This window comes from Rhodococcus sp. Q1 (assembly GCF_004153645.1).
Taxonomy (GTDB): Bacteria; Actinomycetota; Actinomycetes; order Mycobacteriales; family Mycobacteriaceae; genus Rhodococcus; species Rhodococcus gordoniae.
The window spans coordinates 58,815-77,380 of sequence record NZ_SDMJ01000003.1 but is presented as its reverse complement, the minus strand read 5'-3'; the positions used below and the strand labels follow the sequence as shown (position 1 = coordinate 77,380).

Annotated in this window: 17 protein-coding genes; 4 read left to right on the top strand and 13 right to left on the bottom strand. The window is 67.6% G+C overall.

Going from position 1 to position 18,566, the window contains the following annotated elements:
• Window positions 1-33: 33 nt before the first annotated feature.
• Window positions 34-639: a GNAT family N-acetyltransferase gene (locus tag EQ874_RS08865; RefSeq protein WP_129976560.1), complete on the bottom strand. Its 606-nt coding sequence runs from the start codon at window positions 637-639 to the stop codon at window positions 34-36.
• Window positions 640-648: 9 nt separating this feature from the next.
• Window positions 649-1,866, bottom strand: coding sequence for a winged helix DNA-binding domain-containing protein (locus tag EQ874_RS08860; protein ID WP_106200066.1), 1,218 nt, complete (start codon window positions 1,864-1,866; stop codon window positions 649-651).
• A 341-nt stretch (window positions 1,867-2,207) separates the two neighbouring features.
• Here EQ874_RS08860 and fdhD point away from each other — a divergent pair, with 341 nt between their 5' ends.
• The gene (gene fdhD, locus EQ874_RS08855) at window positions 2,208-3,038 is read left to right on the top strand and encodes a formate dehydrogenase accessory sulfurtransferase FdhD (RefSeq protein ID WP_129976559.1); all 831 of its coding nucleotides are present in this window, start codon (window positions 2,208-2,210) and stop codon (window positions 3,036-3,038) included.
• Window positions 3,039-3,047: 9 nt separating this feature from the next.
• On the opposite strand, the gene EQ874_RS08850 is transcribed toward fdhD, so the two are convergent.
• From EQ874_RS08850 to EQ874_RS08820, 7 genes are all read right to left on the bottom strand, one after another.
• A complete protein-coding gene (locus tag EQ874_RS08850; RefSeq protein ID WP_064063331.1) occupies window positions 3,048-4,232 on the bottom strand; it encodes a lipase family protein in 1,185 nt (394 codons plus the stop codon).
• Between the two features lie 18 nt (window positions 4,233-4,250).
• Window positions 4,251-5,039: an SDR family oxidoreductase gene (locus EQ874_RS08845; protein ID WP_106200070.1), complete on the bottom strand. Its 789-nt coding sequence runs from the start codon at window positions 5,037-5,039 to the stop codon at window positions 4,251-4,253.
• Window positions 5,040-5,080: 41 nt separating this feature from the next.
• Window positions 5,081-5,737, bottom strand: a complete 657-nt coding sequence (locus tag EQ874_RS08840) for a PaaI family thioesterase (RefSeq protein ID WP_129976558.1) — start codon at window positions 5,735-5,737, stop codon at window positions 5,081-5,083.
• A complete protein-coding gene (locus tag EQ874_RS08835) occupies window positions 5,734-6,603 on the bottom strand; it encodes a MaoC/PaaZ C-terminal domain-containing protein (protein WP_129976557.1) in 870 nt (289 codons plus the stop codon). Before EQ874_RS08835 ends, EQ874_RS08840 begins: the two co-directional genes overlap by 4 nt.
• Window positions 6,604-6,609: 6 nt before the next feature.
• A complete protein-coding gene (locus tag EQ874_RS08830) occupies window positions 6,610-8,799 on the bottom strand; it encodes an acyl-CoA dehydrogenase (RefSeq protein ID WP_129976556.1) in 2,190 nt (729 codons plus the stop codon).
• 32 nt (window positions 8,800-8,831) lie between these two features.
• Window positions 8,832-9,995, bottom strand: a complete 1,164-nt coding sequence (locus tag EQ874_RS08825) for a steroid 3-ketoacyl-CoA thiolase (protein WP_064063327.1) — start codon at window positions 9,993-9,995, stop codon at window positions 8,832-8,834.
• 117 nt (window positions 9,996-10,112) lie between these two features.
• Window positions 10,113-10,730 (bottom strand): TetR family transcriptional regulator, encoded by a 618-nt coding sequence (locus EQ874_RS08820; RefSeq protein WP_026003400.1) that lies wholly within the window; start codon window positions 10,728-10,730, stop codon window positions 10,113-10,115.
• A 202-nt stretch (window positions 10,731-10,932) separates the two neighbouring features.
• Here EQ874_RS08820 and EQ874_RS08815 point away from each other — a divergent pair, with 202 nt between their 5' ends.
• Window positions 10,933-11,853 (top strand): 3-oxoacyl-ACP reductase, encoded by a 921-nt coding sequence (locus tag EQ874_RS08815; RefSeq protein ID WP_016934638.1) that lies wholly within the window; start codon window positions 10,933-10,935, stop codon window positions 11,851-11,853.
• A gap of 33 nt (window positions 11,854-11,886) precedes the next feature.
• Window positions 11,887-12,630, top strand: a complete 744-nt coding sequence (locus EQ874_RS08810) for an SDR family oxidoreductase (protein ID WP_129976555.1) — start codon at window positions 11,887-11,889, stop codon at window positions 12,628-12,630.
• A gap of 75 nt (window positions 12,631-12,705) precedes the next feature.
• On the opposite strand, the gene EQ874_RS08805 is transcribed toward EQ874_RS08810, so the two are convergent.
• A complete protein-coding gene (locus tag EQ874_RS08805) occupies window positions 12,706-13,806 on the bottom strand; it encodes a hypothetical protein (RefSeq protein ID WP_129976554.1) in 1,101 nt (366 codons plus the stop codon).
• A 4-nt stretch (window positions 13,807-13,810) separates the two neighbouring features.
• The gene (locus EQ874_RS08800; protein ID WP_106200085.1) at window positions 13,811-14,956 is read right to left on the bottom strand and encodes a phosphotransferase family protein; all 1,146 of its coding nucleotides are present in this window, start codon (window positions 14,954-14,956) and stop codon (window positions 13,811-13,813) included.
• Between the two features lie 111 nt (window positions 14,957-15,067).
• On the opposite strand from EQ874_RS08800, the gene EQ874_RS08795 reads away from it, so the two are divergent.
• The gene (locus tag EQ874_RS08795; protein WP_129976553.1) at window positions 15,068-15,337 is read left to right on the top strand and encodes a hypothetical protein; all 270 of its coding nucleotides are present in this window, start codon (window positions 15,068-15,070) and stop codon (window positions 15,335-15,337) included.
• Here EQ874_RS08795 and EQ874_RS08790 read toward each other — a convergent pair.
• Together EQ874_RS08790 and clpX are read right to left on the bottom strand one after the other, a co-directional pair.
• Window positions 15,334-16,926, bottom strand: a complete 1,593-nt coding sequence (locus tag EQ874_RS08790) for an acyl-CoA synthetase (RefSeq protein ID WP_064063402.1) — start codon at window positions 16,924-16,926, stop codon at window positions 15,334-15,336. The genes EQ874_RS08795 and EQ874_RS08790 overlap by 4 nt on opposite strands.
• 179 nt (window positions 16,927-17,105) lie before the next feature.
• Entirely contained in the window at window positions 17,106-18,383 is a 1,278-nt protein-coding gene (gene clpX / locus EQ874_RS08785) for an ATP-dependent Clp protease ATP-binding subunit ClpX (protein WP_016933877.1), read from the bottom strand.
• Window positions 18,384-18,566 lie beyond the last annotated feature (183 nt).

Below are 18,566 nucleotides of genomic sequence, written 5' to 3'. Positions count from 1 at the left end.
AGCGGATGACGAATTCGATCGCGGATCGACACCTCAGCGCGGCTGCCGCCACATTCCCCACAGCGTCGGCCCGCCGTCGGGGACGACGATGGCGCGGGTGACCTCGAACCCGAACCGCTCGTAGTAGGGAATGTTCGCCTCCTTGCTCGATTCGAGGTAGGCCGGAGCGTGTTCGGCGTCGGCACGGTCGAGGCCGGCCTTCATGAGGGCTGTGCCGAGGCCGGTCCCCCGCGCGGCAGGTGAGGTGCCGATCGTCGACAGATACCAGTGCGGTTCGCCCGGATGCGCCGCATCGAGGGTTTCGTCGACCTGCCGTCCCCGTTTCATGTACCTGCCGAGTGCTGCGCAGAAACCGGGCAGCAGACGGAGCGAGGTCCACATATCGCTACGCCATCCTCCGGGTGGCGCCCACATCGCCGCGCCTCCGACGACCCCGTCGGACTCGGCGATGTCGGTGGCTCCCAACGGCACCATGTGGTGCCGGGCGTCGGCCGCGAAGAAACGGGTCATGCGCCGGATGCGGTGGTGTTCGTCCGGGAACATCCACGTGAAGACCGGATCGTCGACGAAGGCTTCGGCGACCACCGGAGCGAAGGCCGGAATGTCGCGGCGCGTGGCGGTTCTCGGTTCGATGGCCATGAGCGCAGCCTACGACGAGGACCTGCCCGACGGCGCGCCGTCCGTCGCCGCCGCGAGTTCCTTCGCGAGAGGTGTCGGGAATCTGGCCGTCACCTTCACTCCCCCGAGCCACTCGTCGAGGCGCGCGGCCTCCTGTTCGAGCACCGCCCGGCCGTCGACCCCGATGTCCTCGAGCAGATGCAGTTCGACGGATCCGGAATCGCTCTGCCACCACGTGCCGACGATCCGTCCGTCCCACCACGCCGTGGGCCCGGCATTGCCGTTCGAATCGAACAGGTCGCCCTTGTACGACCCCAGATACCAGTCTCGTTCGGCCCACCCCATCACCGTGGGGTCCAGGGAAGGCAGCAATACCCCCCACGGGTCGGCGGGAGCAGGTTCCTCCACGTCGTCGGCCAGGAGGTATCCGGAACGGCCGTCGAGATCCACCTCCACCACGTCGAGGTCGGCGAGAGCCGCGCGTACGGCGGTGAGGGTGGAGCCGAGCCACCACTTGATGTCGGCCTCGGTACCCGGCCCGAAGACCCGCAGCCATGATTCCACGAGGGCGCGTACACCGTCGGCTTCGTCGCACGGCGCGATCCCGGCGCCGAGCCACGACTCCGTCGACGTCCAGGCGGGCCGCGACACGCGCCACGACCCGTTGTTGGACGCCCGCACCACTTTTCCTTCGGCGGAGAGCACGGTGAGCACGCGCGGAGCGAACGGGACCCTGCCGCCCCACGACTTCCCGATCCCGTAGTCGATACTCGCGTCGAGAAGCGGGATCTCGGCACGCAATTCGCTGGACGTCGCTTCGCGTCCTCCGGACAACGCCTGCAGCACGTGGCCGCTCACCTCGTCGAGCCACTGCTCGCCGTCGCCGTGCAGACCGGCCTTCTCGACGTCCTTGACCACCTGACGGCGTTGCGCCGCTGCGACTCGCGCGCTCGCGCCCGCCTGCACGACCGGCAGGATCTCGCGCGGGAAGACGAAGACGGTGCGCCGCATGGCCATGTGTTTCACCAGCGACCGATCCGTGTAGAGGGCCCGATCGAGGTCGGTCGTGACGAAGTCGTCGACCCGGGCCCATGCCGACAGGTAGACGCTGGCGGGATCGGTGCCGTGCAGGCACACCATGCCGGTCGCGGCGTCGACCGCATCGGCGGCGCGGTGCCCGGGATGCAGGCGGTGCCGGGTGGCGAGTCGTGCTCGGCGTTCGGTTGCGTCGATCCTGCGCACAGCCATGGCCGACATCGTAGATGCGATGTCCGACTCGGCAGAGCGACCACACGAGTCCACCCTGTTCGACCCTGGTATCCGCGATCCGAAGCCGACCGGTGGCCCGCATTCATCACCGTCCCCCGAGAGGAGACCGAGTCTGTAGTGTCCCTACGAGGAGCGAGTGGGTTTCGTGTGGTGCCACCCGCGGTCCACACCGCCTCGGGGCGGAGCCGAGCGCAGTCGTGAACGGGCGGGCAGTGGCGGACAGTACGGAGGATGACGTGCCGCACGACCGGGTACCCCTGCCCTGTCGAGTTGCGTAGTGACAAGGGCTCGACCCGCTGCACGTATCTGGGAGGTAGAGGATGGGACGGGTCACGACACGTCGATCGGTACTGCGCATCACGGCGGACAGGGTGACGCGACGTCCCGACACCCTCGCCGTCGAGGAACCGCTCGAGATCAGGATCGGCGGCGAATCACTGACGATCACGATGCGCACCCCCGGGCACGACGTCGACCTCGTCCACGGATTCCTCCTGGCCGAGGGGATGATCGGCAGTCGTGAGGACATCGCCGCGGTGCGGTACTGCGACGGGGTCGACGAGAGCGGCGCCAACACCTACAACGTTCTCGACATCACCCTCGCTCCCGGTGTCACGATCCCGGAGGGGACGGGGCGACGCGCGTTCACGACCACCTCCGCGTGCGGGGTGTGCGGGAAGAACTCGCTCGACGAGGTGCGCACCCGCACGCGATATCCGCTGCGGGAGGCCGGCGGCACCTCGATCGGCACGCACACGCTCGCGGAACTGCCCGACACCCTGCGGCGGCACCAGCAGGTCTTCGAGTCGACCGGGGGCCTGCACGCAGCGGCACTGTTCACGCTCGACGGTGCGCTGTGGGCCCTGCGCGAGGATGTCGGCAGGCACAACGCCGTCGACAAGGTGCTCGGCCGGGCCCTGACCGACAACCGGGTCCCGCTGTCGCACAGCGTGCTCATGGTGAGCGGACGCGCCTCGTTCGAGCTCGTGCAGAAGGCCGTGATGGCCGGCGTTCCCCTACTCGCCGCGGTATCGGCGCCGTCGTCCCTCGCCGTCGACCTCGCCGCGGAGTCGGGCCTGACCCTGGTGGGTTTTCTCCGCGGCGAGACGATGAACGTCTACACCGCACCGGAACGCGTCAAGACCGACTGAACGACCGCATCAACCGCACGTCCCGTCCTGCGTCTCGCCCGCGCGCACTCCGTCGACGAAGGTCCGCACATCGTCGAAGGACGCGTCGAGCACGCCGCGATGGTCGGCTCCGTCGTACACCCGGTAGGTCAGGTCGGCGCCGTTGCCGCACAGCGCCTCGGTGACCCGGTCGGTGACCGGACGCGACACCAGCACATCGTCGGTGCCCTGGACGACGAGTGTCGGCACCGTCAGGGTGAGCGCTTCGAGTTCCTGGCCGGCGTAGTACTCGCGGAGCGCGTCGAGATCCGCATCGGGAGCGAACACCTGATCCACCGGAACGGTGCTCGCGGCTTCGCGGATGTCGTCCATGCACCCGGTGCGCGCTGCATCGAGCAGAGGTCGCGACGCGTCCGTGAGCATCGCGTCGGCGTCGATGGACGGGTCCGCCGCCTGCGCCCCGAGCAGCAGGACCGGCAGGAATCCGAGCGCCGGACCGATCGCGGGGCCGGCCGTCGCGTAGTACTGGGCGGTCTCACTCGTCCGGCTGCCCGGTGCGAAGGCGATCGCTCCCTGCAGGTCGAGCTCAGGGGCGTGTTCCTGCCCGCGCGCCGCCGCGTACAGCGCGGCGTGGCCACCCTGACTGTGGCCCATCGCGACCCACCGGGTGCCGATGCCCGGATCGAGTTCCCGGGCCGCGCGCACGATGTCGACGACGGCGGCGGCGGCACTGTCACCGTTCATGTAGGGATGTCCACCCGGAGTGCCGAGCCCCTCGTAGTCGGTCTGGACCACGGCGTAGCCGTCGGCGACCCACCGGTCGAGCATGGCGGTCGTCCTTGCGACATAGGAGTGGGCCGGGCCTCCGGGAGTGTCGGCGGAGGGCGCACAGGCATCGCCGACCCCCGTGGTCCCGTGGGCCCAGCTGAGCACGGGCCAGCCTCCCTCCGGTGCCTCTCCTTCGGGGATCGCGACAGTCCCGGAGACGAGGACGGGACGCCCGTCGGCCCCCTCGGACAGATAGGTGATCAGGTCGGTTCGTGACGCGCTGGGAAGCGCCGCCGCACCGGTGAGGGGGCGGTCGGTGACCAGGGAGCCGGGTCCTCCTGCTGCCTCCTCGGTGTCGTCACCGCCGGTGTCGGAGCAGGAGGTGAGGCCGAGCATCGAGACCGCGGCGAGTACCGATACCGCGCTCCGAGCAGTACGAGAGATCATGAATCCTCCGTCGGGATTTCAGTCGACCGCCGGCGCCCATTGCACGCCGTTGATGTGGCTACCGCCGTCGACGAACAGCGTGTTGCCGGTGAGATAACGCGAGTCGTCGCTCGCGAGGAAAGCCGCGACGGTACCGATGTCGTCGAGAGGGTCACCGATACGGCCCATGGGGTTGGCCGCGGCCTGTGTCGCCGCCATCTGCGGATCGGCCTCCGCGACCCGCCGGTACGCCGCGCTCTGCGCGCCGGGGCAGATCACGTTGCAGCACACCTGTTTCGGGGCCCATTCCCGGGCCGCGGTGCGGGTCATGCTGCGCAACGCCTCTTTCGCGGCGTTGTACGACACCGAGTACATGTGGGCATTGACGCCGTTGAGACTGCACATGTTGATCACTCGGCCGGTTCCGTGGCGGGCGAGTTCCGGGTACGCGCGTTGCATCGCCCAGAAGGTCGCCATCACGGCCATGTCGAAGCCTGCCTGCATACTCTCTTCGGGCGTCTTCTCCATGCGCGCGAATCCCAGTGACCGCCAGGCGTTGTTGACCAGGATGTCGAGACGTCCGAATTCGCGCACGGCCGAGTCCACCATCGCGTGCACCTGCTCGCGGTCGGTGACATCGGTCGGCACGAAGTGCGCACGCACGCCCCACCGGTCGGTGAGCCACCGCGCGGTATCGGTCCCTGCCGCCCGGTCCACTTCGGCGACCACGACGTGCGCGCCCTCGCGGGCCAGAGCACCGGACACTCCTCGGCCGATCCCCATACCGGCTCCGGTGACGATCGCCACCCGCCCGTCCAGCTTTCCCATGTCGGTCCTCTCCGATCCGGTGAGATGAGTGATGGCGACCGTCAGCGAGGACGGGGAACCGTCCTGTCGATGAACAGTGCCTCGACGGACACGCACACCGTGCCGTCCGCGGTCCTGATCTCCCCGGCCGTGTTGATCTTGCGGCCGTCCTGCTCGACCAGACGACCGGTGACCGTCAGCGGTTCGAACAAGGGCGTCGGACGGTGGTACCGCACGTTCAGCTGGGCGGTGGCACCGCTGCGTCCGGCCCACGCGTTCGCCACACCCAGCGTGTGATCGAGCAGAAGCGCCGAGACTCCGCCGTGCACGTGCCCGGGCGGACCCTGGTACGGGAAGGTCAGTTCGACGACGCCTTCCACCGAGCCGTCCTCACGCCCGGAGAGAACCAGCGGCGGCGCGAGCGCGTTCTCGGGTCCGGTGACGGGGTCGTGCCGGGTGACGCCCTCTCCGTGCCACATGTCGACCAGTCGCTCCTGCACCTCGGGGGCATGTTCCTCGAGGTGCTCGGCGATGCTGTCGAGTTCTTCCGCGACCCGCTCGAGATTCGCGTTGGCGCGGTCGGTGCGCAGCAGCGCGTCCACCACGCGCCGCGCGGCAGCGGTGGCGCGGTCGACGGCGGTGTCCTGCGGCGCCGAGGTCAGCACCGTGCCGGCGGGCGCGTGCCCGACGATGGGGTGGGTATCGGGGTCGACTCTCATCGGATCTCCATCGTGGCGTGGGTGAGCACCGGTTGTCCGTCGCGCTCGGGGCAGGTGGCGAGCAGGGTCAGGGTGTCGCCGTCGCGCCACACCGCCGTCTCGATCGTCTCCCCCGGGTACAGCGAGCCGGCGAAGCGGACCGAGAACGACCGGACACGGGTGGGATCGCCGTCCAGCACACCGTCGACGACGGCCTTGCACACGACACCGTACGACGCGAGGCCGTGCAGGATCGGCCGGTCGAACCCCGCCATCTTCGCGAAGTCGGGGTCGGCGTGCAGCGGGTTGAGGTCGCCGCTGAGCCGGTACACCAGCGCCTGCTGTGTGCTCGTGGGCGACACGAGGATCTTGTCGGCCTCCCGTTCCGGGACGGTGGTCGACGTGTCGGGTCCAGGATTGCCGCCGAACCCGCCCTCACCGCGCGCCCAGATCTGCATCGCACTGGTCCACAGCGGGTTTCCGTCGCCGTCCGTGGCGGACTGTTCGAGCACGATCACCGCGGCCTTGCCCTTGTCCCAGACATCCGCGATACGCGACGAGATCGTCGCGGAACCCGAGGTCGGGATCGGGGCGTGCACGGTGACGGATTGCCCACCGTGGAGAATCTTGCGCAGATCGATGTCGATTCCCGGCAGGTTCATTCCGGTCGGCGACACCTGTCCGGCGGAGACCCCTTGCCCCGCAACCATTGCGAAGGTCGGCAGGACCTGCAGGCCTTTCTCGTAGACCCACCGCAGTTCGGCGGGGTCGAGCGAGTCGGCGCCCGCCCCCAGCCCGAGGTGGTAGAGGATCACGTCGCGGTCGGTCCAGGCGGCCTCACGGGTGGTGGGGGCGGCGGACAGTGCGACATCCCTGTCGATGGGCATGGGCACTCACTTTCCGGGTTCGGGATCGCGGGGCAGGCCGAGAAGCCGCTCACCGATGATGTTGAGCTGGACATTGGTCGTCCCGCCGGCGATGGACATGCACTGCACGTTGAGGAACATGTGGGTGGCCGAGGCGCGGTCCTGGTCGTCGAGCAGAGAGGCCGGGCCGGCCCAGTCCATCGCGGTCTCCCAGACCTGCTGGAGGTGCTCGACACCGAGCAGCTTGGCGACGGAGGACTCGGGACCGGGCTGCGCACCGGCCAGGGAGCGCAGCGCGGTGCGCAGACCCATGAGGCCACCGGACGCGGCATCGCCGAGCACCTTGCCGAGGACGGTGAGCTGTTCGTCGTCCGGCCCGCCGGGGGTGTTCTCCGCCAGCGTCGCCAGAGCCTCGCAGCCGGCTCCGAAGGAGGAGTCGTGGGAGAGGGAGACACGTTCGTTGGCGAGGGTGGTGCGGGCGAGCTTCCACCCGTCGCCCGGCTCACCGACGAGGCACTCGTCGGGCACGAACACACCGTCGAGGAACACCTCGTTGAACAATGCCTCGCCGGTGATCTCCCGCAGTGGCCGGATATCGAGACCCTCGGTGTTCTTGATGTCGATCAGGAAGTAGGACAGGCCCTTGTGCTTGGGTACGTCCATGTCGGTGCGGGCGAGGCAGATGCCCCAATCCGCAACGCGCGCCATCGACGTCCACACCTTCTGGCCGTCGAGTTTCCATCCACCGTCGACCTTGACGGCCTTCGTGGACAGACCCGCGAGGTCCGATCCGGCGCCGGGCTCGGAGAACAGCTGGCACCACACGAGATCCCCGCGCAGCGACTGCGGGACGAAGCGCTCGATCTGGTCGGTGCTGCCGTGTGCGATCAGGGTCGGCACCACCCAGTTGCCGATGATCATGTCGTGCGGTTCGAGGCCGGCGGTCCGCAGTTCCTCGGCGACGACGAGCTGCGTGACGGCGTCGGCGGCCTTGCCCCACGGTGCGGGCAGATGCGGAGCGGTGTATCCCTTCTCGGCCAGATATGCCTTGCGTGCCGCCCCCTCGAGCGAGGTGGCCGGCTCGAGCTCTGCGCGGATGTCGGCACGGATCTCTTCGGCCTCGGCCGGCAGGTCGACACTCAGCACACGGCGGGCACCGCCGAGCGTGAGACGGGCGACCCGGCGGCGCCAGGATGCCGTGGAGCCGAGCAGCAGGCGAAGCGACTGAGCGCGTCGCATGTACAGATGGGCGTCGTGCTCCCAGGTGTAGCCGATGCCGCCGAGCACCTGGATGCAGTTCTTGGTGACCTGGAAGGCCGCTTCCGGGGCGATGGACGCCGCCACGGCGACGGCGAGCGACGCCTCGTCCTCGGGTGTCTTCTCGTCGAGTGCTCGCGCGGCATCCCATGCCACGACGCGCGCCTGCTCGGTGAGGCAGAGCATTCGGGCGACGGTGTGCTTGACGCCCTGGAACTGGCCGATGACCCGTCCGAACTGCTTGCGGACCCGTGCGTAGTCCGCCGCGGTGGTGGTGGCCCGGTCCGCGAGGCCGGCCGACTCGGCGGCGAACAGCGTGGCGGCGATATCCACGACCCGCTGCGAGTCCAGTCGCAGCACATCGCCGTCGGACAGGTCCAGGCCGTCCACGGTGATCTCGGCGTTCCGTCGGACCACGTCGTAGCTGGGCAGGTGCGCGACGTCGACCCGATCACGCGTGACGACGACGAACGCCGTCTCGCCGTCGTCGTCGGCCGCGAGCAGGAACACATCGGCGACCTGGCCGCCGAGCACGACACCCGAGGTGCCCGAGAGGGTGACGGAGTCGCCCTCTCGCACGACTCGCATGTCCCCCGGCTGCAGGGACACCGCACCGAACAGCGATCCGTCCGCGAGTCCGTCGAGTTCGGTACGACGCCCCGCCTCGTTCAGGACCGCCGAGACGATCACGGTCGGAAGGAACGGGCCGGGCACCATCGATCGCCCGAGTTCCTCGGCGACGATCGCGGTTCCGAGCAGGCCGAATCCGGCACCTCCCACCTCTTCCGGTAGGTGCAGTCCGAGCATGCCGAGTTCGGCGAGCGAACTCCAGTAAGTCGGGCGCGCTTCGGTTTTCGCTTCGACAGCCGTGCGGATCACGTCGGCTGTCGCGTGCCGAGCCGCCCAGCCGCGTACGGAATCGCGGATTTCGCGGTCCTCGTCACTCAATCCCAGAGTCATGAACGGTCCTTTGGATAGAAGAATGTCCGACGTCAGATGCGCTCGATGATGGTGGCGGTGGCCATGGCGCCACCCGCACACATCGTGACCAGCGCCGTGGAACGGTTCGAACGCTCGAGTTCGTGCAGGGCAGTGGTGATCAGCCGGGATCCCGTGGAACCGACGGGATGTCCGAGCGCGATGGCACCGCCGTTGACGTTGACCTTGCTCATGTCGGCTCCGTGGACCTGGGCCCAGGACAGCACGACGGAGGCGAAAGCTTCGTTGATCTCGACGATGTCGATGTCCGACAACGACATTCCGGTTCGATCGAGCACCGCGCGGGTCGCGTCGACGGGGCCGTCGAGGTGGTAGTACGGGTCGGAACCGATCAGGGTCGACGCGAGGATGCGCGCACGCGGCCGCAGACCGGCTTCGCGTGCCTTGTCCTCGCTCATCAGCAGCACCGCGGCGGCACCGTCGCTGACCTGGGAGGAGTTGCCCGCGGTGTGGATTCCGTTCTCGATCACCGGACGGAGGCCGGCAAGCCCTTCTGCGGTGGTCTCGCGGAGCCCACCGTCGCGGGTCACGGTCGCGATCTCACCGGTGGGCTCGCCTTCCTTCGTCACGACGGGCGCCTGCACCGGGACGATCTCGCGGTCGAAGCGGCCTTCCGCCCAGGCGGCCGCGGCGCGCCGCTGCGACTCGAGCCCGAGGGCGTCGACGTCGTCGCGCTTGATCCCGCGCTTCGCGGCGATCCGCTCGGCGGAGGTGAACTGGTCACCCATGTCGATGGACCAGTCGTCCGGATAAGGGTTGCCGGTGCCCGGTGCGTTGGCCTGACCGAGGAATACCCGGCTCATGACCTCGACGCCGCACCCGATTCCGGCATCGATCTGACCGGACGCGATCAGTCCGGCGACCATATGGACGGCCTGCTGCGACGAACTGCACGCGCAGTCGATGGTCGTCGCGGCGGTCGTGTACGGAAGTCCCGCGTGGAGCCACGCCTGGCGGGTCACGTTGTTGGACTGCTCCCCCGCCTGCGTGACCGCGCCTCCGACGATCTGGCCGACCTGATCGGCGGGCAGTCCGGTGCGGTCGAGAACGGCCTTCTGGGCGGCGCCGAGCAACACCGCGGGATGCACCCCGGCCAGCTGTCCGCGGCGACGACCGATCGGTGTCCGCGCGGCCTCCACGATGACGACGTTGCTCATGCCCACTCCCAGCTCTTCGAGGATATTGAAATTTATTCTAGTGACGCAGACCGCAGATTTCCGAGCCGTCCCACCGAGCGGGACAGCCCTTGCGGATTCGATTCCCGGGCCTGCCCGTCAGCGCACGCCGGCGGACAGATCGACGAGCAGAAGGTCGCACGCGACACGCAGGTCGGATTCGACCTCGGGGATCGACATCCGGCCGTTGAGCGCCGATCGGACGAGCCCGAACCACAGCGCCACCAGCAATCGCACGACGGTCACGTCACGAACGGTCGGCTCGTCGATACCCGCGGCGGCCAGAAGCCGTCCGTCGAAGTGCCGATCGATCTTCGCCACATCGGGAATGGTGGCGGCGTTCGACGAGGCGGCGGACTGGATCATCGCGTTGGCCAGCAGCGGTGCTCGCACCAGCGCCCGAGTGGCCTGCAGCAACGCGTCGTAGACCGCGTCCGCGGGCGCAGCGGACGGACGCGAACGTCTGGAGAGATGAATACCCATGCGGTCGATCTGGTCCACCATGACCGCGACGAACAGATGCGTCTTGGACGGGAAGTACCGATAGAGGGTGCCGATGGCGACCCCGGCAAGTTCGGCGACCTCCTGCATCCGAACCCGCTCGAGCTCCTTCTCCGCACCCAGTTGCGCTGCGGCATCGATGATCCTGCCGTACCGCGCGTGCTGCTCGGCCGAGTTCGGCTCGGCCGCATCCCGCACTTCCGCAAGTCTCGGCATGCTCGACTCCTCCCCTTCGTGATCGGTCGGCACCCACCCGTCGTCGGCGACGAACGTTCCAGGTGGAACAGGTCGGGGTCCACCCGATCCCATCCAGCGGGACCGTGTCGACAGTCGAATCGCACACACCCGCAAACTAGAATGAATACTAATTCAGCCGCGGAATGATGACGGACCACGGCAACCGAACAGGAGACGAAGCATGGGTGAATCTGTGAGCCTGACCGGGCGTGCCGCGGTCGTGACCGGTGCCGGAGCGGGCCTGGGGCGGGCCGAGGCCCTCGCCCTCGCCGCAGCGGGTGCCGCCGTCGTCGTCAACGACATGGGCGACGCGGCACACGAGGTCGCAGAGGAGATCGTCGCCACCGGTGGCCGGGCCATCGCGGTGACCGGCGATGTGTCCGACTGGTCTCTCGGAAGCCGTCTCGTCGAGGAGTCCGTCAAGGCCTTCGGATCCTTCGACATCCTCGTCAACAATGCGGGCATCATCCGCGACAAGATGATCTTCAACCTGACCGAGTCCGACTGGGACGACGTGATCCGGGTCCACCTCAAGGGTCACGCCGCCACATCGCACGCCGCCGCGGTGCACTGGCGCCAGGCGAGCAAGGCAGCCGGCGGACCGGTCTACGGTCGTATCGTCAACACCTCGTCGGAGGCCTTCCTGTTCGGTTCGGCCGGGCAGCCGAACTATTCCGCCGCGAAGGCCGGAATCACGGCGCTCACCCTGTCCACGGCTCAAGGGCTGGCCCGCTACGGAGTCACCGCGAACGCGATCTGCCCCCGCGCACGCACCGCGATGACCGCCGAGGCATTCGGTGAAGCCGACGGCACGACCGGACTCGATCCGCTGGCCCCCGAGCGTGTCGGCACTCTGGTGAGTTATCTCGCCTCCCCGGCCTCCGCGGAGATCACCGGGCAGGTGTTCGTCGTCTACGGCAAGATGGTCGCGCTCATGGCCTCGCCGAAGGTCGAGAACCGTTTCGACGCGGCCGGTTCGGCTTTCACGGTCGAGGAACTCGACGAGCAGCTTTCCTCGTATTTCGCCGGTCGTGGCCCGTACGAGACCTACGCTGCATACAGCATCGCGGAACTCGAGAAGGTCGCACTGGCCGTCGACTGACCACCCGGCACCGCACGACGAAGGGAACACGGCATGAGGCTTGCAGGCAAGGTTGCGATCGTCACCGGCGGCGCCGGAGGAATCGGGCGCGGCATCGTCCGGGCGTTCGCGGAAGAGGGCGCACGGGTCCTGTTCGTCGACATCGACCGGTCCGCGGGCGAGGCACTCGAAGCCGAACTCGGCGGAGCCGGGAAGTTCTCGTACGCGGACATCTCCGAGGAGTCGGCCACCGAGACGATCGTCGCCACCGCCGTCGAACAGTTCGGCAAGGTCGACGTACTCGTCAACAATGCGCACGTCTCGAGGCAGGCGCCCCTGCTGGAAACCACGCAGGACATGCTCGACCTGTCGTTCGGCACGGGCTTCTACCCGACATTCCGGTTGATGAAAGCAGCGCACGCCCAGCTCGCCGCGAACAAGGGCTCGGTGATCAACTTCGCATCAGGAGCCGGTATCGAAGGAAGCGTGACGCAGAGTTCGTACGCGGCCGCCAAGGAAGCGATCCGGGCGATCAGCCGGGTCGCGGCAAACGAGTGGGCCGCGGACGGCATCAACGTCAACGTCATCTCTCCTCTGGCGTTGACCGAGGGCATCGAGGCGTACATCGCGGCCCACCCCGGCGTCGAGCAGGCACTCCTGGCGAAGACGCCGATGCACCGTTTCGGCGACCCGCAGGCCGACGTCGGCCGGGTCGCAGTCTTCCTGGCCAGCGACGACGCGTCCTACATGACCGGTCAGACGCTCATGGTCGACGGTGGGACCATCAAGCTGCGTTGACCGGACATCCGCCTGAGGACGACAGCACCTCCGACCGCAGCCTGCTCGGTCGGAGGTGCTCGTGGCCGGCAGTCGCTACGGCGCCATGTCCGTCCAGCCGACGAAACCGGACGGGTCGTGCCGTCCCATGACCGCGTGCTCGAACATCCCCCAACCGACCTGCCCGTCGATCGTCGCTCGTGCGATGTGATCGATCGTCGAATACGGCAACCGGCCGTGGAACTCCGCAGTGGTGGTATCCACCACCGACGCGGACGACCAGTTCTCCCCGCGCCACTCACCGTGCGTCCATTCGGGGTCGCCGCCGTATCCGGCACCGTGGCTCAGAGAGATGGACCCGAGGTTCTCCACCTCGACGACCAGGGGCTTCCCCTCCGGCGTGGCGAGGTGGATGCGCGCGGATTCGGGGTGCCGCGTGCCGCTGCGGTAGTTCACCTCGAGGCGCGGCCACCCGAGCTGCTCGACGCGACCGTCGGGGAAGACGCGTGTGGCGTGATTGAGCGTGCGATGGCCGTCGGACGATTCCTGGACGATCACCATGAGTGCGAAGTCGTCGAATCGCAGAGGGGCGTACGTCCAGTAGTGCCCACCGCGGTTCTCGTATGTCCAGCGTCCCTGCGGATCCGGCTCCCCCACCGGGCGGATGCCCCACGAGCGATCGCGCGTACCCATCCAGGTGTCCGGGTCGACCGTGAAGTCCTTGCCCTGCACGCAGATGCTGCCCGACCAGCTCCCGACCTGAGCGAATCGGGAGGCGTCCAGGATGGGGCGCGGACCCGACATCAGGATGTGCGCCTCTTCGAGTACCGCGAGGAACGACCCGTCCCAGGTGAGGTCACAGGACAGCTCGTCGTGTTCGCAGACGACGCGAATCCTCTGCAAGGGTTCGATCACCTCGAGCCGGTACCCACCGACCGCGCTCTCCATGGACCGCTCCCCGAGAGCGCCGGAGAACCGGACCGCTACCTGGGAATCCCCGTGCCGAACCGTGACGAAGGCGTCGACCACACCCAGATTCGGGTAGACGCCGAAACCGGTGATGAGGTAGATCGAGCCCGTACGGTCGTGGGCGTTGAAATAGTTGCGGTCGTAGAAGTTCCGGTCGGTGGACGCCACCCGTCCCATCGACAGCGGTGACTGGTGCACCGGAAATTCGTCGAGCGGAGCTGGTTTCATCGGGTCACTTCTCCCACTCGTAGGATTCGTCGAGCAAGCGCGCGAGCATGTCGCGGTGGAGGACGTACGCGTCCGGGTCGTCGTGTGGTTCCACCTCACCGAAGTGGATACGCCGGCGCTCGATCTGCGACATCACGATGCCGTGGCGCAGCGCGGCGTACACGAGGTAGAAGTCGAGGTCGCGCACCTCGACTCCGGCGGCCTTCTCGTATTCCGCCACCACGTCGGAACGTCGGAGGAAATTCGGGAGGCCGGGGAACGAGAACTGTTCGGCGATGTCCTGGAAGATGCGGTGGAAACAGATGAACCAGCCGAGGTCCAGCTCCCGGGGCGCGAGCGCAGCCGACTCCCAGTCCAGCACCGCTACGGGAGTCGTGCCGTCGTACATGATGTTCCCGATCCGGGCGTCGCCCCAGCACAGCACGTCGGACGACGGTTCGGCAGGCCAGTGGGCGTCGAGCCAGTCGAATGCCCTCTCCAGCACCGGGATGCGCAGACCGTCTTCGCGACGCGTCCATTCGTAGTAGGCGCGTTCGTTCTCGAAGTGCCGTCGCAGTCCCGACAGTCCGTTCGTCCCGGCGAGCGACGGAATCCGCGAGGCCGGATCGTCGACGGCGTGGATCGCCGCCAGCACTCGCACGCTGGCCTTCTCCAGTGCCGCGCGCTCGTCGTCGTTCGTCTCGTAGAGCCAACCGCCGAAGACGTACGGCGGATTGTCCACCGGCACATCGCCTTCGGCACGTTCCATGACGAGAAAGGGACGGCCGAGCGGACCCGAGGAGGACTCCACCCACCGCACCGCGGGCACCGGCACCGCGCCGTGATCGCGCACCGCGGCCATGACGTCGAACTGACGCTGCAGGTCGTAGCCGGGAAACACCGGGAACGCCGTCTCCTCGGGCGCGAGCCGGACGACCAGGTGTTCCGTCTGCTGCTGCCCGTTACGGCTCCAGTCGAGATCGAACAGGACGGAGATGCTGGACATGCCGGAGTGGGTCGGGCGGGTCACGTTGTACACCCGCGGGGCTTCCGTCGCCCCGACACGCTCGCCGAGCCAGTCCTGCAACTGCTCGCGCAGGGCATCGAGATCGGTCTCGGTGGTCTTGATCTCCTGTTCCGCGCCTTCCGGTACCACACCGTCCGTAGCCATCCATGCCTCCAGTTCTCTCTACGAAACGAGCCCGATCGTCCCCGGATTTCGGACATCCGTTCCGGTGAGCGATGTCTCGACCATCTCCCCCCCGGAGAGCTCGAGAAGGATATGGCGACAACGGAACTCGGCGATGCGCGCACGCAGCGGCCGGACGGCGAACTGCTCCGCATCCTGCAGGCCGGTGCGCCCCGCGACGAGGTACGCACCGACCACCCGCCGCAGTTTCTCGCCGCAACGATCGGTGCGATGCACCTCTCGACCGTTCGACGCCGGAGATCCGACCCGAACGACGACGTGACCGAGATGTTCGTCCGCGCAGCGCGTTTCGCCACCGAGTCGATTGGCCCCGACCGTCATCCGGACGAGGGGTGCCGCTAACGGGACGACTCGAGTGTCGTCTTCGCCCAACGGTAGTCGGCCTTGCCGGCAGGAGAACGCACGATGTGATCCACGCCGACGACCACCCGCGGAACCTTGTAACGAGCGATGAGTCCGGCGACGTGCTCGGCCAGCTCGTCGAGCGACGGCACATCGTGCCCTTCGCGCGGCTGGATCACGGCCCCGACCCTCTGGCCGTAACGCTCGTCGTCGACACCGGCGACGAGCACATCCATGACGTCGGGATGACTCTTCACGGCCATCTCCACCTCTTCGGGGAACACCTTCTCCCCTCCCGTGTTGATACACATCGATCCGCGGCCCAGCAGGACGATCGTGCCGTCCTCCTCGACCCGGGCCATGTCACCGAGAACCGACATGCGCACGCCGTCGACGACCGGGAAAGTGGCTGCGGTCTTCGCGGGATCGCCCCAGTAGCCGAGCGGCACGTGCCCTGCGCGGGCGATGTAGCCGATCTCGCCGGAACCCGACTCGAGCGGGCGCATCCGTTCGTCGACGACACGCACGGTGGGTTTCGGGGCGATACGCATCGTCCCGTCGCCCCCGATGGCGAGTTCGCCGTCCGTACCGGACTCCGACGAACCGAAATTGTCGCGCACCATGACGTTCGGGAGCAACGAGGACAACTGTTCGCGAACGCTGCGAGAGAACAGCGCACCACCGGAGCCCACCACGAACAGCGAGGTGAGGTCGTACTCGGATCCGTGCTCGGAGATCGCGTCGGCGAGGGGGCGGGCCATGGCGTCGCCGACGATGGTCATCGTCATCACCCGCTCGCGTTGAATGAGACCGAGCACCTCCACGGGGTCGAAGCCCCGCATCAGCACCTGCGCCGTCCCGAGACAGAAGCCACTGAACATGCTGTACACGGCAGCACCGTGGATGAGGGGCGCGGTGAGCATCCAGGTCATCTCCGGCATCTGTGCGGCCGCGGCCGCCACTGCGGCGGCATCGGCGTGAGGCTCGCCGAACGGATTCCCGCCCGACAGCGCCGCGTGGAAGAAGTCCTCGTGCCGCCACATCACGCCCTTCGGCAGCCCCGTCGTTCCCCCGGTGTAGATGATGAACAGATCGTCGCCGCTACGCGCCGGGAAGTCGCGCTCGGCGGACTCTCCGGCCGTCGCCTTGCCGAAGTCGACGGCGGTGACCTCGCCCCATTCCACGTCGGCGACCGATCCGACGGTGACGACGTGCCGCACCGTGGGTGTTCGCGGCAGCACCGCAGTGGTGGTGCCGGCGAACTCGCCGTCGGCTATCACGGCGACGAGTTCCGCATTGTCGAACAGATAGGCCAGTTCCGCGTCGACGTACCGGAAGTTGATATTGATCGGGACCGCACGGATCTTCAGGCACGCGAGCAGCGACTCGACGAATTCCGTGCTGTTGCGCATGTACAGACCGACGTGGTCACCGGCGCCCACTCCCGCACCGGCCAGATGGTGGGCAAGGCGATTGGCGCCGGCATCGAGTTCGCCGTAGGTGAGTCGCTCGTCGCCGCAGACGATCGCCGTCCGTTCGGGCACGGCGTCGACGATCGCTTCGAACAGGTCCGCGAGGTTCAGCGACATCGAGAGTCCTTCCGACACAGGAGCATGAGATGCGGCCAAGGTGTCATCTCACACGCACAGTGACATTCACCACTCCCGGTGAGCGGGACTGGTGAAGGTCGCACTCGATGCCCCGCGACGGCGAGCGCCCCGGCACTGTCCGTGCCGGGGCGCTCGTGGAAAAGTCGGAGTTCTACGGATCAGGCGCTCTTGTCGCGGCGCTCCCGATCGGCCTTGCGGGGCACGATCGTCGGGAGAACGTTGTCGTTGACGGTCTCGGCCGTCACCACGACCTTGGCGACGTCGTCGCGGCTGGGGATGTCGTACATCACGGGCAGCAGAACCTCCTCCATGATGGCACGGAGCCCACGAGCGCCGGTGCCACGGAGGATTGCCTGATCGGCAACCGCTTCGAGACCGTCCTGGGAGAACTCGAGTTCGACGCCGTCCATCTCGAACAAGCGCACGTACTGCTTGACCAGAGCGTTCTTGGGCTCCGACAGGATCTGGACGAGGGATTCCTTGTCGAGGTTCGTCACCGACGCGAGGATCGGCAGACGACCGATGAACTCGGGGATCAGGCCGAACTTGATGAGGTCCTCGGGCATGACGTCGGCGAAGTGATCGGTGGTGTCGATCTCCGCCTTGGACCGCACCTCGGCGCCGAATCCGATGCCTCGCTTGCCGACGCGGTCGGAGACGATCTTCTCGAGACCGGCGAACGCACCTGCCACGATGAACAGGACGTTGGTGGTGTCGATCTGGATGAATTCCTGGTGCGGATGCTTGCGGCCACCCTGCGGCGGGACGGAGGCCTGGGTGCCTTCGAGAATCTTCAGCAGCGCCTGCTGCACACCTTCGCCCGAGACATCGCGGGTGATCGACGGGTTCTCGCTCTTACGGGCGATCTTGTCGACCTCGTCGATGTAGATGATGCCGGTCTCGGCGCGCTTGACGTCGTAGTCGGCGGCCTGGATGAGCTTGAGGAGGATGTTCTCGACGTCCTCACCGACGTAACCGGCCTCGGTCAGTGCGGTGGCGTCGGCAATCGCGAAGGGCACGTTGAGCATCTTCGCGAGTGTCTGCGCAAGATAGGTCTTGCCGCAGCCCGTGGGGCCCAGGAGCAGGATGTTGGACTTCGCGAGTTCGACCGTCTCACCACGGGAGTCGCGAGCCTTGTCGCCGGCCTGGATGCGCTTGTAGTGGTTGTAGACCGCCACGGCCAGCGTGCGCTTGGCGGAGTCCTGGCCGATCACGTAGTTGTCGAGGAAATCGCGGATCTCGGCGGGCTTGGGCAGCTCGTCGAGCTTGACCTCGCTGGTCTCGGCGAGTTCCTCTTCGATGATCTCGTTGCAGAGATCGATGCACTCGTCGCAGATGTAGACACCGGGGCCCGCAATGAGCTTCTTGACCTGCTTCTGGCTCTTTCCGCAGAAGGAGCACTTGAGCAGATCTCCGCCGTCACCGATACGTGCCATCAGTCAGGTCCCTACTTCCTCGTGTGCGTGCAACCGGTCCCGCAACCACCACACGAGGCGGTCCCGGGGAGCGGGCCCTTTGATCGACCGTACCCGGATGTCGGCGCGCAGGTCGACCGGTTCTGCGCGTTTCCGGTGATATTTGTACAGCACCGCATGTGTCGGCGATCACAGTCCCGGCGG